Annotated in this window: 14 protein-coding genes; 3 read left to right on the top strand and 11 right to left on the bottom strand. The window is 64.3% G+C overall.

The window, feature by feature from the left end; all coding sequences use genetic code 11:
• Position 1 precedes the first annotated feature (1 nt).
• Positions 2–748 (top strand): penicillin-binding protein activator LpoB, encoded by a 747-nt coding sequence (locus RTI28_RS10860; RefSeq protein WP_316920448.1) that lies wholly within the window; start codon positions 2–4, stop codon positions 746–748.
• Between the two features lie 71 nt (positions 749–819).
• Here the strand turns inward: RTI28_RS10860 and RTI28_RS10855 are convergent, their stop codons facing one another.
• The 3 genes from RTI28_RS10855 to RTI28_RS10845 form a co-directional block, all read right to left on the bottom strand.
• Positions 820–1,452 (bottom strand): LysE family transporter, encoded by a 633-nt coding sequence (locus tag RTI28_RS10855; protein WP_042121058.1) that lies wholly within the window; start codon positions 1,450–1,452, stop codon positions 820–822.
• A gap of 85 nt (positions 1,453–1,537) precedes the next feature.
• Positions 1,538–2,125, bottom strand: a complete 588-nt coding sequence (locus RTI28_RS10850) for a mechanosensitive ion channel family protein (RefSeq protein ID WP_316920447.1) — start codon at positions 2,123–2,125, stop codon at positions 1,538–1,540.
• Positions 2,125–4,035: an ATP-binding cassette domain-containing protein gene (locus RTI28_RS10845; RefSeq protein WP_316920446.1), complete on the bottom strand. Its 1,911-nt coding sequence runs from the start codon at positions 4,033–4,035 to the stop codon at positions 2,125–2,127. Before RTI28_RS10845 ends, RTI28_RS10850 begins: the two co-directional genes overlap by 1 nt.
• A 50-nt stretch (positions 4,036–4,085) precedes the next feature.
• Between RTI28_RS10845 and RTI28_RS10840 the strand changes: the two genes are divergently transcribed.
• On the top strand, positions 4,086–4,568 hold the full coding sequence (locus tag RTI28_RS10840; RefSeq protein WP_316920445.1) for a TIGR02444 family protein: 483 nt from the start codon (positions 4,086–4,088) through the stop codon (positions 4,566–4,568).
• On the opposite strand, the gene RTI28_RS10835 is transcribed toward RTI28_RS10840, so the two are convergent.
• Positions 4,544–5,689, bottom strand: a complete 1,146-nt coding sequence (locus tag RTI28_RS10835) for an AlgP family protein (RefSeq protein ID WP_316920444.1) — start codon at positions 5,687–5,689, stop codon at positions 4,544–4,546. The two genes, RTI28_RS10840 and RTI28_RS10835, sit on opposite strands and share 25 nt — an antisense overlap.
• Positions 5,690–5,929: 240 nt before the next feature.
• Here RTI28_RS10835 and RTI28_RS10830 point away from each other — a divergent pair, with 240 nt between their 5' ends.
• Positions 5,930–6,592 carry an FKBP-type peptidyl-prolyl cis-trans isomerase gene (locus RTI28_RS10830; protein ID WP_401249283.1) on the top strand — a complete coding sequence of 221 codons (663 nt, stop codon included), beginning with the start codon at positions 5,930–5,932 and terminating at the stop codon, positions 6,590–6,592.
• Positions 6,593–6,618: 26 nt separating this feature from the next.
• Here the strand turns inward: RTI28_RS10830 and rsd are convergent, their stop codons facing one another.
• From rsd to RTI28_RS10795, 7 genes are all read right to left on the bottom strand, one after another.
• Positions 6,619–7,089 (bottom strand): sigma D regulator, encoded by a 471-nt coding sequence (rsd, locus tag RTI28_RS10825; protein WP_316920443.1) that lies wholly within the window; start codon positions 7,087–7,089, stop codon positions 6,619–6,621.
• A gap of 230 nt (positions 7,090–7,319) precedes the next feature.
• Positions 7,320–7,841 carry a disulfide bond formation protein B gene (locus RTI28_RS10820; RefSeq protein WP_316920442.1) on the bottom strand — a complete coding sequence of 174 codons (522 nt, stop codon included), beginning with the start codon at positions 7,839–7,841 and terminating at the stop codon, positions 7,320–7,322.
• Between the two features lie 198 nt (positions 7,842–8,039).
• Entirely contained in the window at positions 8,040–9,278 is a 1,239-nt protein-coding gene (locus RTI28_RS10815) for a heme biosynthesis protein HemY (protein WP_316920441.1), read from the bottom strand.
• On the bottom strand, positions 9,275–10,405 hold the full coding sequence (locus tag RTI28_RS10810) for a uroporphyrinogen-III C-methyltransferase (RefSeq protein ID WP_316920440.1): 1,131 nt from the start codon (positions 10,403–10,405) through the stop codon (positions 9,275–9,277). Before RTI28_RS10810 ends, RTI28_RS10815 begins: the two co-directional genes overlap by 4 nt.
• Positions 10,406–10,449: 44 nt before the next feature.
• Complete coding sequence (locus RTI28_RS10805) at positions 10,450–11,217, bottom strand: uroporphyrinogen-III synthase (RefSeq protein ID WP_316920439.1); 768 nt, start codon at positions 11,215–11,217, stop codon at positions 10,450–10,452.
• Positions 11,214–12,155 (bottom strand): hydroxymethylbilane synthase, encoded by a 942-nt coding sequence (gene hemC / locus RTI28_RS10800; protein ID WP_316920438.1) that lies wholly within the window; start codon positions 12,153–12,155, stop codon positions 11,214–11,216. The genes RTI28_RS10805 and hemC overlap by 4 nt, the downstream gene beginning before the upstream one ends.
• Positions 12,156–12,282: 127 nt before the next feature.
• A complete protein-coding gene (locus RTI28_RS10795; protein ID WP_316920437.1) occupies positions 12,283–13,029 on the bottom strand; it encodes a LytTR family DNA-binding domain-containing protein in 747 nt (248 codons plus the stop codon).
• Positions 13,030–13,197: the final 168 nt, after the last annotated feature.

The raw sequence follows: 13,197 nt of genomic DNA, 5'->3' as shown, positions 1-13,197 counted from the left end.
GATGCGCGCATGGATGGGTATTCTCGGCCTGGCCTGCGCCTTCGGCGTGCAGGCGGCCCCCAAGGTGGCAGTCACCGACCTGGCCTACCAGGAGCGTGTGGAGCAGTACATCCACATCGTTTCGGCGCAGAACAGTTCGTCGGCGAGCATGTACCACGCCAACAGTTCGTCCAGCTACAACGAGTTCGAGAGCAGCGAGAGCTACATCGAGCAGACCGAACTGCGCAAGTTCAGCGGTGACATCAAGGGCGAGATCCTCAAGTCCGGGATGTTCCAGCTGGTGCAGGGCACGCCGTACATCACCGGTGCCAAGACCGATGTCTACGACATCATCAAGCGCATCAAGGCCGGCGACTTCAAGGGCGCCGACTACGTGCTGTTCGGCACCCTGTCGGACATCGACTTCCAGCAGGACATCAACGCCATCGACAACACCGACGCCTATTCGGCGGTGCTGGGCCTGAGCCTGGTGGCGGACTTCAGCCTGATCAACACCCGCACCTACGAAATCACCTCGGCGTTCACCGCCATGGGTGAGGGGCAGGACACCAAGCTGGTGAAGAGCCGCGATCGCAAGATCAGCCTGAACCGGCCGCGGGTGGTACGCGAAGTGTCGAAGGAACTGGGCATGGATGTCGCCCGGCAGATGGCCGAGCAGTTGGGCGGTTCGGTGCCCGGGCAGGGTCAGGGGCAGTACGCGCCGCGCAACAACCTGCCGCCGGATGAGCCGGCGCAGATCCTGCGTTAAGTTCGGCCGCGAAGGGCTTGTAGGAGCGAGGCTTGCCCGCGCTCCTACAGGTCAGCGCCAGCGAAGACCTTTCAGACCGGCGCCCGCCGGATGGTGGCCAGCAAGGTCGCCGCGCCCAGGAACAATCCCGCGAAGGTGCGGTTCATCCGCCGCTGCTGCTTCGGTGTGCGCAGCAGGCGCAGTACACGCGACGCCAGCCCGGTATAGCCCGCCATCACCAGCAGGTCGACGCTGATCATCGTCACGGTGATCGCCAGGTACTGCGGCAGCAGCGCTTCATGCGGATTGATGAACTGCGGCAGCACCGCGAGCATGAACACCAGCGCCTTGGGGTTGCTGACGTTCACCAGGAAGCCCCGGAACACCAGGCTCAGCGGTTTGCCGATCGGCCGCACCGCGGCATCGTCGGACAGGTCCGCCGGCAGCGCCCGCCATTGCTTGACCGCGAGATACACCAGGTAGGCGACCCCGAACCATTTGATGACCTGGAACGCGGTAGCCGAGGCGGCCAGGACCGCGCCCACACCGGCGGCGATGATCGCGATCTGCAGGATCAGGCCCAGTTGCAGGCCCAGGGCATTCCAGTAGCCGCGCCAGAAACCATACTGCAGGCCGCAGGACATCGAGGCGATGGCCCCGGCGCCCGGCGACAGACTGATGACCCAACAGGCCGCGAAAAAGGCCAACCACGTTTCCAGCGACATCTCACACCTCGGCCAAAGAACTTGTTCAAGGGTTCAACGCTAATCCGCCTGTAAAAAAATCACCACGAAATTTTTCAGGAAACGATCAGTTGTCGCTGGACGTGCTCTCGCCCACCACTGGCAGCCCATCGCTACCACGCCAGCGGCGTACCGACTTCTGGAAGAACTGGCTGTTCGGCACCTGCACCAGCGCACCGCCGGTCTCGGGCAGTTCCACCAGGGTGGTGAACAGCAGATTGATGGCGATGACCCGACCCTTGATACCCGGCTTGTCGGTGGTATCGACCAGCTCCACCACGTCGCCGATGCGAAACGGTCCGACGGTGAAGATCAGTACCGCGCAGAGCAGGTTGGACAGCACGCTCCAGATCGCGAAGAAGGCGACCGCGGCCACCGCGACGAACCCGGACAACGCCGTCCACAGCACGGTGGCGGAAACCCCGAGGCGCTCCAGGACGAACAGCAGCGCACTGCCCATGATCAGCCAGCGCAGACCACCGCGCAGCGGCATCATCAGTTGCGGCGGCAGCGGGTAGCGCTCACTCAGGCTGTGCAGGCTGCGCGCCACCACCCGTTGCAGGACAAAGGCCACGACCAGGATCAGGAGAATCTGCAAACCCATCCAGAAAGGTCCGATCAACTCCACCGGCAGGACCTGCCGCAACGACTCCATCAGGACAACGCCTCCAGCTCCGCCTGCATGTTCTCCAGCACTTCGAGCGCAGCCATCCAGGCTTCCTCCAGTTCGGCCTCACGGGTCTTCAACTGGGCCTGGCGGGCCAGCAGGTCACGCAACTCATCCTTGCGCGCCGCCTCGTAGACACCGCTGTCGCCGAGGCTGGCCTCGACCTTGGCGAGGTCTTCGTGGAGCTTGTTCAACTCGGACTCGAGCTTGTCGGCCTGGCGCTTGTGCGGTGCCAGTTGCTGGCGCAGGGCCGCGGCGGCCTGGCGCTGGGCCTTCTTGTCGGTCTTGTCCGGATTGACCGACGCATTGCTGACTGGCGCATTGCGCTGGCGGTAATCCACCAGCCAGCGGGCGTAGTCGTCGAGGTCGCCGTCGAAGGCTTCCATCTTGCCGTCGGCCACCAGCAGGAACTCGTCGGTGGTGCTCTTGAGCAGATGGCGGTCGTGGGAAACCACCACCACAGCACCACTGAATTCCTGCAGGGCCATGGTCAGCGCCAGGCGCATTTCCAGGTCGAGGTGGTTGGTCGGTTCGTCGAGCAGCAGCAGGTTCGGCCGCTCCCAGGCGATCAGCGCCAGGGCCAGGCGGGCCTTTTCACCACCGGAGAAATTCACCACCGGCTCGTCGCAGCGATCGCCGCGGAAGTCGAAACCGCCGAGGAAGTCGCGCAGGGTCTGCTCACGCTCGGTCGGTGCCAGGCGCTGCAGGTGCAGCAGCGGGCTGGCCTTGCTGTCCAGGGAATCCAGCTGGTGCTGGGCGAAGTAGCCTACCGCAGTGTTCTCGCCACGAACCAGGCGCCCGGCCAACGGCTCCAGCTCGCCGGCGAGGTTCTTGATCAGGGTCGACTTACCTGCGCCGTTGGGACCGAGCAGGCCGATCCGCGCACCGGGGACCAGTTGCAGCTTGATCTTTTCCAGCACGGTCTTGTCGCCATAGCCGAGACGGGCTTCGGCCAGGTCGAGCAGCGGGCTGGAGATCTTCTGCGACTCGCGGAAGACGAAGTCGAACGGTGAGTCGACATGCGCCGCGGTCAGCTCTTCCATGCGCTCCAGTGCCTTGATCCGGCTCTGTGCCTGACGGGCCTTGGTCGCCTGGGCCTTGAAGCGGGCAATGTACTTTTCCATGTGCGCGCGCTGGGCCTGCTGTTTTTCATAGGCCTGTTGCTGCTGCGCCAGGCGCTCGGCCCGGGCCCGTTCGAACGCGGTGTAACCGCCGCGGTAAAGGGTCAGCTTGCACTGCTCGACATGGGCGATGTGATCGACCACGGCATCGAGGAAATCACGATCGTGGGAGATCAGCAGCAGCGTGCCGGGATAGCCCTTGAGCCAGTCTTCCAGCCAGAGGATCGCGTCGAGGTCGAGGTGGTTGGTCGGTTCGTCGAGCAGCAGCAGGTCGGATGGGCACATCAATGCCTGCGCCAGGTTCAGGCGCATCCGCCAGCCGCCGGAGAAATCGCCGACACGACGGTCCATCTGCTCGTTGCTGAAGCCAAGGCCTGCCAGCAGCTTGCGCGCGCGTGCATCGGCGGTGTAGCCGTCGGCGCTGTCGAGTTCGATGTGCAGGCGCGCCAGGGCGGCGTTGTCATGGGCAGCTTCGGCGGCGGCAAGATCGGCCTGGACCTTGCGCAGGCGGAAATCGCCATCGAGCACATAGTCCACGGCCAGGCGATCGAGGGTATCGACTTCCTGGCGCATATGGGCGATACGCCAATCGCCAGGCAACTGACAGTTGCCCGCGTCCGGAGTGAGCTCGCCGCGCAGCAAGGCGAACAGGCTGGATTTGCCGGCGCCATTGGCACCGATCAAGCCGGCTTTCTGGCCGGCGTGCAGGGTCAGCTCGGCGCCTTCTAGCAGGCGTTGCGGACCACGCTGTAAAGTGAGGTTCGAAAGTCTGATCATAATGGCCGCGGAGTCTACCAGCTTCGATGGCAACTGGCGCGAGTGGGACAATGCACACCGACCTGTGGGATTTCGCCATCGAGCTTTATGCCCGCCCCGGCGTGGAGGCAGCCTGCCTGGATTTGCAGGAACAGGGGGCGGATGTCTGTCTTCTGCTATGCGCGGCCTGGCTCGAACGACGTCGGGCGGGAATCAGCGAAGAACGTCTCGAACAGCTCCGACAACTCGCCGGTCCGTGGCAGTCCACGGTGGTACGACCGCTGCGTGCCCTGCGCCAGCAGTGGCGCGCGGACGCAACCAACGATCCGCAACTGGCGGCATTGCGCGAACGCTTGAAGGCGTTGGAACTGGATGCGGAGCGCCTGCAATTGCAACGCTTGCAGGCAATCTGCGAGGGCTGGCCGCGCGAAGGTGGCGACCGCTCGGATAGCTGGCTGAGCCGGCTGGCGCCGGCAGCCTCCCGCGATCACGACGCGCTGCGGGTGCTGCGCGTCGTGGCGGGTATGACTCAGGAAGCCGAAGACGGCGATTGAGTGCTGTTGGCAGGAGCAGCTGCGGGTGCTGCGGGTGCTGGCGAAGCAGCCGGTGCAGGGGCTGGAGTAGCGGCCGGGGACGCTGCCGGTTTTACCGCGGGAGCTTTGCTCGCTGCAGGTTTGGCTGCCGGTTTGGCGGCGGCTGGCTTGGCGGGTGCTTTCGCGGCAGCAGGCTTGGCTGGCGCTTTGGCGGTAGCAGGCTTGGCCGCTGCAGGCTTCGCCGCGGGTTTGGCTGCGGCTGGTTTGGCAGGCGCCTTGGCGGCTGCAGGTTTTGCGGCTGGCTTGGCTGCGGTGGCTGGCTTGGCTGCTGCAGGTTTGGCAGCGGCAGTTTTCGCGGCTGGCTTGGCCGGCGCTTTGGCTACTGCGGGTTTGGCGGCAGGTTTAGCAGCGGGCTTGGCTGCAGCGGTTTTTGCAGCTGGCTTGGCGGCTGGTTTGGCGGCAGCGGCTTTCGCGGCAGGTTTGGCAGCTGGTTTGGCGGCGGCGGTTTTCGCGGCAGGTTTAGCCGCTGGTTTGGCGGCGGCAGTTTTCACGGCAGGTTTGGCAGCTGGTTTGGCCGCTGCGGTTTTCGCCGCTGGCTTGGCGGCTGGTTTGGCCGCTGCGGTTTTCGCAGCAGGTTTGGCAGCGGCAGGTTTCGCCGCAGCCTTGACTGGAGCTTTCGCTGCAGCAGGCTTGGCTGGAGCGGCCTTCGCAGCAGGTTTTGCGGTAGCGGGTTTTGCCGGCGTACGGGATGCGAGAGCCTTGCCGGCCGCTTCACGAACTTTGCCAACACCCTGAGCCAGTTTCAGACTTTCCTGGGCATCGCGTTTCAGTTGCGCGATATAAGAACGGGTCTGGGTCTGGCGATCTTTCAACGAGACGAGAACTTCTTCCAGTTCAGCAACGGCGCCTTTTGCCTTTTCCTGCGCCTTGGCTTTACCGGCGGCAGCGACATCCTGAAGTTTCAGACGAGACTTGTGCAGTTTTTCCTGAGCCTTGCCACGTTGTTTTTCCAACTTGGCGAGGAGTTTTTCCGCATCGGCCAGCGCTTGCGAGCAGGCATTCTCCAAATGCTCAAGCAGGCTGCCCGAGAGTTGTTGCAGCAGGTGCAACGGCGTGTTGACTGGCTTCTTGTTGGCCGACATGGCTTTCCTCCTGACTGACGAAATTGCGGCTCATACTAGACCTGTGCTGCTATCGCCGCTAGGGCATGTTGACAGTAAAGAAGACGCCGCGTTGCATGCCTGGGCAACGTTATCGAAGCTGCAGCTCGAAACAAGTGTAGATGCTGTGTTACAGGCTGCAGACAATTAACTAACTTGTTCCCACGAACAGGCATAATCTCAAACCTGCGCAACTCTTCTTTTTCATTTTCGGAGCCGCCCGTGCCGCGCTATTTGTTGCTGTCGTTATTCTTCACGCTGCCGCCGGTTGTTGCGGAGCAGACGCCGACGCCATCCGACCATGACCTTGCCTACAGTCTCGGCGCCAGCCTCGGCGAACGCCTGCGCGAAGAGGTCCCGGGCCTGCAGTTGCAGGCGCTGATCGAAGGACTGCAACAGGCTTATCAGAACAAGCCCCTGGCCCTGCCCCAGGCGCGGATCGATGCGATCCTCGCCCAGCACGACCAACAGGCCAACGAAGCCGCCGCGCAGTCACATGTGGAGCAGGCGCTTGCCGCGGAACGCCGCTTCATCGCCAATGAACGAGGCCGCGCCGGTGTACGCGAGCTGAGCGACGGTGTGCTGCTGACGCAACTGCAAGCAGGCACTGGTGGCAAGCCGAAGGCTGACGGCAAAGTGAAAGTGCGCTATGTGGGGAAATTGCCGGACGGCACGGTATTCGACCAGAACGATCAGCCACAGTGGTTCAACCTGGACAGCGTGATCGCGGGTTGGCAGGCAGCACTGCCGGAGATGGCGGCGGGTTCGAAGTACCGGTTGGTGATCCCCTCGGCACAGGCCTATGGGGCAGACGGAGCAGGCGACCTGATCGCGCCCTACACGCCCTTGGTGTTCGAGATCGAACTGCTCGACGTTGCCGACTGAAACGTCGGCAACGAGCAGAACAAACCTCAGACGGCGGCCACGTCTTTTTCCTTGTGTGCGGTGTGCAGGGCTTCGATCAGCCCATCCTCGAGTTCGAAGCGCTCACGCAACTTGCCGCCCAGCTTTTTCAACTCCTCGGCGAAACGCTCGTTGTCCGTGCATGCGCCCTTGCTGCATTGATCGTTGAACGTGAGTGCGTACTCGGTACTGAGATCGATGAGCGGGTTGGTGTTATGGGCCTGCTCCAGCGCGCGCTCGTCACCGAAGGCCTTGGCTTCGCTGATCAGTTGCTCGCAGATTTCGAAGTGCCAGGCCGACACGTAGTCCACGAGAATCTCGCAGAAGCGGCCGTTCAGTGGCTTGTCGGCGAATGCCGGCTTGGCATCGCGTAACTCACGAAACGCAGTTACCAGCTCTTCACGCTCCTGCAGCCAGCGGTCAATGAGCTTGTGAACCCCACCCCAGCGTTCCTGAGCATTCTGACAACTCTCTAACATGGCGGTCTCATCCCTTTTGGGTCGTGCCCCTGCGCCCCGTATCGCAACTCGCGACACACAAGGAAATTACGGCAGAACGGCATTGAGCAGCAGTGTTTTCGGTAGTGCGTGCAGGGGAGATTATTCCCGCACGCCATCAGCTTCAAGGTACGCAGGCGACTAGTTTCATACAAGTGTTTGATCCTGCGACCCATCGCCGCCGGTCGTTTCAAACGCCCGCCGGCCCCCTTTCATGACCCCAGTGAATCACTCAGGTTCAGCTGGTGTCGGGGGATCAGGCGAAACAGCATCATCAACGCGAGCCCGACGAAGGCCAACAGGCTCCACTCCGGCACGCTGAGGCTGAGGAAACTCCAGGTGATCGGCACGCACTCGGCCGATCCGAGAAACATGCTTTGCAACCATTCGGTGGACGTCCCATGCGCCAGCAGGTGCGTCATGGAGTGCAGATCGGAGACTTCAGGCGACAGCGACAGCCCCTGCAGCCAGACATGCCGCGATGCGAGGAGCGCGCCGCACAGCGCGAGGGCCAGGCATAGCCACAGATAGCGGCGCACGCCGGCGCGAAACGCGCCATGAACCAGTGCCGCCAGGCAGGTCAACGAGAAGGCGCCCAATACCAGCCGCTGCCCTTGGCACAACGGGCAAGCGAGCAGACCCAGGCCGTGCTCCAGATAGAAGGAACCAGCCAGGATCAGAAGAGACGCCAGGAACGCCGGGAAGAAAATTGAACGCAGACAGGCCAACGGCATGGCAAAACCAGGGCAGGAAAGACATTTGGCAACGGTAGAGGAAAGCCCCCTGTTGTTTCAAGAAGCAACCAACAGGACAAATCTCTGATTTTTATTGGAAACTTCGCTGAACGTGGTAGGAAAAATCCGCAAAGCAGCGAAGGAGAATTGACCCGACGTGATCGCGGGCTGACCCTTGCGGCCAGCCCGCGAGAAGACTCAAGCCCGAGCCTGGTCCGGCAACGGCAAGGCCAGCAGGCGTTCGTCGAGCAGACCGAGCCCTTCCTGGAACAGCACATTGCTGCGCTCGTTCTCGCCCAGGCTGGCCAGCAAGCGCGCCAGTTCGGCACAGGTTTCCGGGTTGCGCTGCAGGCGCAGGCTGCTTTCGAGGTAGTCGCGCGCCTTGCCCCACAAGCGATTCTGCAGGCTCAACCGCCCCAGGGTCAGCAGCAGACTCGGATCTTCCGGATGCGCCTTGAGCCAGCCTTCCGCGGTCTGCAGTTGTTTCGCCGGATCACCGCCACGCACCAGGCCGTAGAGGCGCGCCAGGTGACTCTCGTACTCGCGCTTGAGTGCAGTGCGAAGGATTTCCTCCGCCTCGCTTTCCGCGCCAAGTTGACGCAGTTGCTCGGCGTAGGCCAGGACCAGTTGCGGCTCCTGGCGCTGGGCGTTGGTCAGTTGCTGCCAGGCGCGTTCCAGCGACTGCCGGGCAGCCTGCCCGTCCTCTTCGCGTTGCACCGCCAGGGACAGGTTCTGCCCCCAGGCACGGCGCTCCAGTTCGGCCAGCTCCTTCGCCGACAGGACCTTGTCCTTGCGCAACTCCGGCATCAGGCGGATCAGCGCCGGCCAGTCGCCACGCTGCTGATACAGACGCTGCAACTGGCGCAACACCTGGGCATTGTGGGGATGGCGCTCGTGCATCGCCTGCAGGGTTTCCAGCGCCGCGTCGCTGTCGCCACGCTCGACCTGCAGTTGCGCATGGGTCAGGGCAATCGCCAGCTCGGCCTGCGGCTGGCGCTCCAGCGCGCGTTCGAGCAGGTTGTCGCTGTCTTCGCTGCGCCCCAGTTCATTGGCCGCACGGGCGGCGCCGAGGTAGTAAAGCAGCGGCTGGCGCTCGGCTTCGGCGGCACGGTGCAGGTGACGCTGGGCGCTGGCCCAGCGACCTTCGGCGAGGTCGAGCTGGCCCTGCTCGATCGCCAGGCGGGTACGTCGCCCGCGATTGCGTCGCGACCAGGGATTGACCACGCCGGTGGAGGTCAGCACCAGGCCGATCAGCGCCTTGACCAGCCACAGCAACAGGACGATGGCCACCAGCAGTCCCAGGGTCGCCCACAGGCTGGACTCGTAGCGGAAGCTGTCATAGGCGATCAGCACGTAGCCACTGTGCCGAGCCACGGCGATCCCCAGCAGGGTCGCGACGACGATCGCCACGACCGCCAGGAGGTAGGCTCGCTTCATGGCGTGGCCTCCTGGGCTTTCTCAGCCGGCTGGCGCAGTGCCGCTTCCTCGGCGGGCAGATGGCGTCGCTCCAGGTAGGCCTGCACGGCACTCAGGCTCTCGGCGAGATCAGGGGTGACCACGGTCACCGGCTGCTTCACTAGGGCATTGAGCTGCTCCAGCATCATCCGGCCCTGCTCGTTGTCCTTGTTGAAGTTGCCCAGCAGTACGCTGCGCGCTTCATCGATGGCCTGGGTGTAGACCTTGGCCTCGCCATTCAGCGCGGCCCACTGCGCCTGCTCCAGGGCCAGGCTGAGGGCCAGGCGCACCTGGCTCAGGGCCTGGCCGGCGAGCAGTGGCTTGATGTTCTTGTCGGCGTCGAAATCGATGCGGAAGTAACGCGAGATCTGCTCCCACCACTGCGACCAGCGACTGGCGCCATCACCATCGACGGTCAGGCCGAACAGGGATTCGCCATCGTTCTTGAATTCCGGTGCCAGCACGTTGAGCTGCACCACCTGCTCGCGCAATGCAGCGAGCTTGAGGAACAGACCCGTGCGGTCCGGCTGCTCCACGCTATTGAGTGCGGCGAGGCTACGGGCCAGCTGTTCACGCGCGGCGAAGGAGGCCGGATCGCTCTGCTCGCGCAGAATCTGATCGGCGCCCTCGACCAGCGCACGGGCACTGGCGATGTCCTGCAAGGCAGACAGGCGCAGGCTGGCGAGACGCAGCAGATGCTCGGCCTCGGCCAGGCGCCAGTCCTTGCGACTGGCACCGAGCACGGTTTCCAGACGCTGGCTCAGGCGTTGCTGGTCGCCCTGCAACTGCGCCACCAGGCGGCGACGGTCTTCCAGCTCGCCGGCCGGCGGCAGGCTGCCCAGTTGCGCCGAGAGCTGCTGCTCACGGGCCTGCAGGGCTTCGGACTGCTCGTTCAGTTGACGGACCTGCTCGAGCTGATCCTGGTTGCTCTGCTGCAGGTGCCGCACCTGCCACAGGCCCCAGCCGCCGGCGGCGACACCCGCGGCGCCAAGCAGCAGGGCGAGGATCGCCAGGCCATTGCCGGAGCGCCCGGATGAGTCGGCCGCGGGGTTCGTCGAAGCCTCGGACGGCGTTGGCTGATCTTCGTTGGGCAAGGCTGTTTCGCTCACGTATCCATCCTTTGTTTTAAGGCGCGTCGCCTCAGCTTAGCGCCTCAGGAAGCGGGCGCAGGGGTTTCCTGCAGCGCCGCCAGCAAAGCCGTGGCACTGGCGCCACGGCAATCCACCACATTCTGCGCACCGGCCTGGCGGGCGCTTTCCGCCACCCGCGGACTCGGCACGAACAGGGGCAACCGCGCCAGACGCGGCCAATCCTGCGCGGCAAGTTGGCGCAGGTGTTCGAAGCCCTGCCCACTGCTGACCACCAGGCCGTTCAGGCGTTCCGCCTCGATCAGCCGCGACAGGGCATCGGCAGGGTAGTCCGGCAGGCGACGACGGTACAACGGCAGATAGTCGACATGCACACCTTGCGTCGTCAATTGCTCAGCCAGCAGCTCGCGCCCGTCCTCGCCGCGCATGATCAGCAGGCGGGGCGAAGCGCAGGCCAACGCCGCCTGCAGTTCGGGCAGGCGCAGCAGCGCTTCGCTGTCGTCACCCGAGGCGGGGAAATGCACATTCAGGCCTGCCGACTCGAGCACCTCGGCCGTCGCCGCCCCCACCGTGAACCAGGCCAGCGCCGGCAGCCGCGGCCATTGCTCGGCAAGCAGCGCCAGGCCGATTCTCGCGGCCGGCTTGCTGACCACGATAACCGCACAGTAGCGCTCGAGATTGCGTGCCAGCGCCCGATGCATCTCCGAAACCGCCAGTGGCTCGATCTCCAGCAGCGGCATGCAGCTGCCATGCACACCGGCTTCGCCGAGGGTCACGGCCAGGGCCGCGCAGTCCTCGGCCGGGCGGGTCAGCAGCAGCCTCCAGCCGGTCACGGGTGACCGGCCTCGCCATAGACCGCCTTGAGAATGTCACCGGCCCCCTGGGCCAGCAGCGCCTCGGCCACCTGTACCCCGAGGGTTTCGGCTTCGCTGCGCGGAGCGCGGGCTTCGGCATTGAGCAACGCGCCACCCGCCGGCTCGCCGACCAGGCCGCGCAGCCACAGTTGATCGCCTTCGAGCACGGCGTAACAGGCGATCGGCACCTGGCAACCGCCATTGAGGTGCTTGTTCAGGGCCCGCTCGGCGTAGACCCGGTCGGCGGTGTCGGCGTGGTGCAGCGGTGCCAGCAAGGCGTGGATCTCGCTGTCGGCGCTGCGGCATTCGATACCCACGGCACCCTGGCCGCCCGCGGGCAGGCTGTCGTCGACGCTGATGGTGGAGGTGATGCGGTCCTCGAAACCGAGGCGGATCAGGCCGGCGGCGGCGAGGATGATGGCGTCGTATTCGCCGGCATCCAGCTTGGCCAGGCGGGTGTTGACGTTGCCGCGCAGGAAACGGATCTGCAGGTCCGGACGGCGCGCCAGCAGTTGCGCCTGGCGACGCAGGCTGGAGGTCCCGACGATGCTGCCGGCGGGCAGCGCATCGAGGCTGGCGAAGGTATTGGAGACGAAGGCGTCGCGTGGGTCTTCACGTTCGCAGATGCAGAACAGGCCCAGGCCTTCGGGGAAGTCCATCGGCACATCCTTCATCGAATGCACGGCGATATCGGCTTCCTGTTCGAGCAGCGCGGTTTCCAGTTCCTTGACGAACAGGCCCTTGCCACCGATCTTCGACAGCGGCGAATCGAGCAGTTTGTCGCCACGGCTGACCATCGGCACCAGGGTCACGATCAGGCCGGGGTGCGCCTGTTCCAGGCGGGCTTTGACATATTCGGCCTGCCACAGGGCAAGGGCGCTTTTGCGGGTGGCAATGCGGATTTCGCGAGTGGACATGGAAGGATCCGTACCAGGTAGATTCGGCGGATCATAACAGTTCCGTCAAAATCTCTTGCAGATCCATGTCAGCAAAGACGCGGGCAAAAAAAGACCATCCCTGGTCGCTGTCCCGTCCATCCCCGCCCTAAAGCTGCTGCATCATTTTCCTGACGCCGGCGACATGCCGCCGGCTGACGATCAGGGCATCGCCATTGAGGCCCTTGAGAAACAGTTGAAAATGTCCGAGAGGGGTACGCTGCAGGCGCTCGATACGGTCGCGGGCCACCAGCGCATTGCGGTGGATGCGCACGAAGCGTTCGCCGAACTCGTCTTCCAGGGCCTTGAGCGGCTCGTCCAGCAGCACTTCGCCGCCTTCGTGGCGCAGGGTGACGTACTTGTGGTCGGCGATGAAGTAGATCACCCGGTCCACGGGTACCAGTTCGATGCCCTTGCGGGTTCGCGCACTGATATGGCTGCGCGGGCCGCTGCCGCTGTCCCCGGCCGGGCGGGTCAGGGCGGCCAGTTGCGCACGGTTGGGCCGCTCGGCCTTGCGCAGGGCGTTGTGCAGGTCATCGCCCTGGACCGGCTTGAGCACGTAACTCAGGGCGCTTTCCTCGAAGGCCTGGCGGGTGAACTCGTCGTCGCTGCTGCAGAACACCACGGCGGGCGGCGCTTCACGCTCGCAGAGGCGCGCCGCGACCTGCAGGCCGTCCATGCCGGGCATGCGGGTGTCGAGCAGGACCACGTCGGGTTTATGGGAGTCGATCAACGCCAGAGCCTCTTCGCCGTTGGTGGCGCTGGGCTCCAGCACGGTATAGCCCTCCAGGTCGCCGAGCAGACGGCTCAGGCGTTCACGGGCTTGGGGTTCGTCATCAACGATCAGGACATTCATATTGCGCTGGATTCCTGCGTGAGTCTCGCACAAAGACTGATGTGGACAATCACGGTGACGGCCGTCACGGCGATCCACGCTCTGACTCGCACGATGGCTAAAGATTCACTGGTCGACAGCAAACAATGCCGATCCTCTGTCCAACTGTAGACGGTTGCCGCAACACTG

This window comes from Pseudomonas sp. zfem002 (assembly GCF_032621685.1).
Lineage (GTDB): Bacteria > Pseudomonadota > Gammaproteobacteria > Pseudomonadales > Pseudomonadaceae > Aquipseudomonas > Aquipseudomonas japonica.
Note: the sequence above shows the minus strand (reverse complement) of the source record. Positions and strands in the feature narration are given on the sequence as shown.

What these genes read in the sequence shown, in the direction of transcription:
- RTI28_RS10860 (WP_316920448.1), top strand. Translation starts at nt 2, where the DNA reads ATGCGCGCATGGATGGGTATTCTCGGCCTGGCCTGCGCCTTCGGCGTG.
- RTI28_RS10855 (WP_042121058.1), bottom strand. Translation starts at nt 1,452, where the DNA reads ATGTCGCTGGAAACGTGGTTGGCCTTTTTCGCGGCCTGTTGGGTCATC.
- RTI28_RS10850 (WP_316920447.1), bottom strand. Translation starts at nt 2,125, where the DNA reads ATGGAGTCGTTGCGGCAGGTCCTGCCGGTGGAGTTGATCGGACCTTTC.
- RTI28_RS10845 (WP_316920446.1), bottom strand. Translation starts at nt 4,035, where the DNA reads ATGATCAGACTTTCGAACCTCACTTTACAGCGTGGTCCGCAACGCCTG.
- RTI28_RS10840 (WP_316920445.1), top strand. Translation starts at nt 4,086, where the DNA reads ATGCACACCGACCTGTGGGATTTCGCCATCGAGCTTTATGCCCGCCCC.
- RTI28_RS10835 (WP_316920444.1), bottom strand. Translation starts at nt 5,689, where the DNA reads ATGTCGGCCAACAAGAAGCCAGTCAACACGCCGTTGCACCTGCTGCAA.
- rsd (WP_316920443.1), bottom strand. Translation starts at nt 7,089, where the DNA reads ATGTTAGAGAGTTGTCAGAATGCTCAGGAACGCTGGGGTGGGGTTCAC.
- RTI28_RS10820 (WP_316920442.1), bottom strand. Translation starts at nt 7,841, where the DNA reads ATGCCGTTGGCCTGTCTGCGTTCAATTTTCTTCCCGGCGTTCCTGGCG.
- RTI28_RS10815 (WP_316920441.1), bottom strand. Translation starts at nt 9,278, where the DNA reads ATGAAGCGAGCCTACCTCCTGGCGGTCGTGGCGATCGTCGTCGCGACC.
- hemC (WP_316920438.1), bottom strand. Translation starts at nt 12,155, where the DNA reads ATGTCCACTCGCGAAATCCGCATTGCCACCCGCAAAAGCGCCCTTGCC.
- RTI28_RS10795 (WP_316920437.1), bottom strand. Translation starts at nt 13,029, where the DNA reads ATGAATGTCCTGATCGTTGATGACGAACCCCAAGCCCGTGAACGCCTG.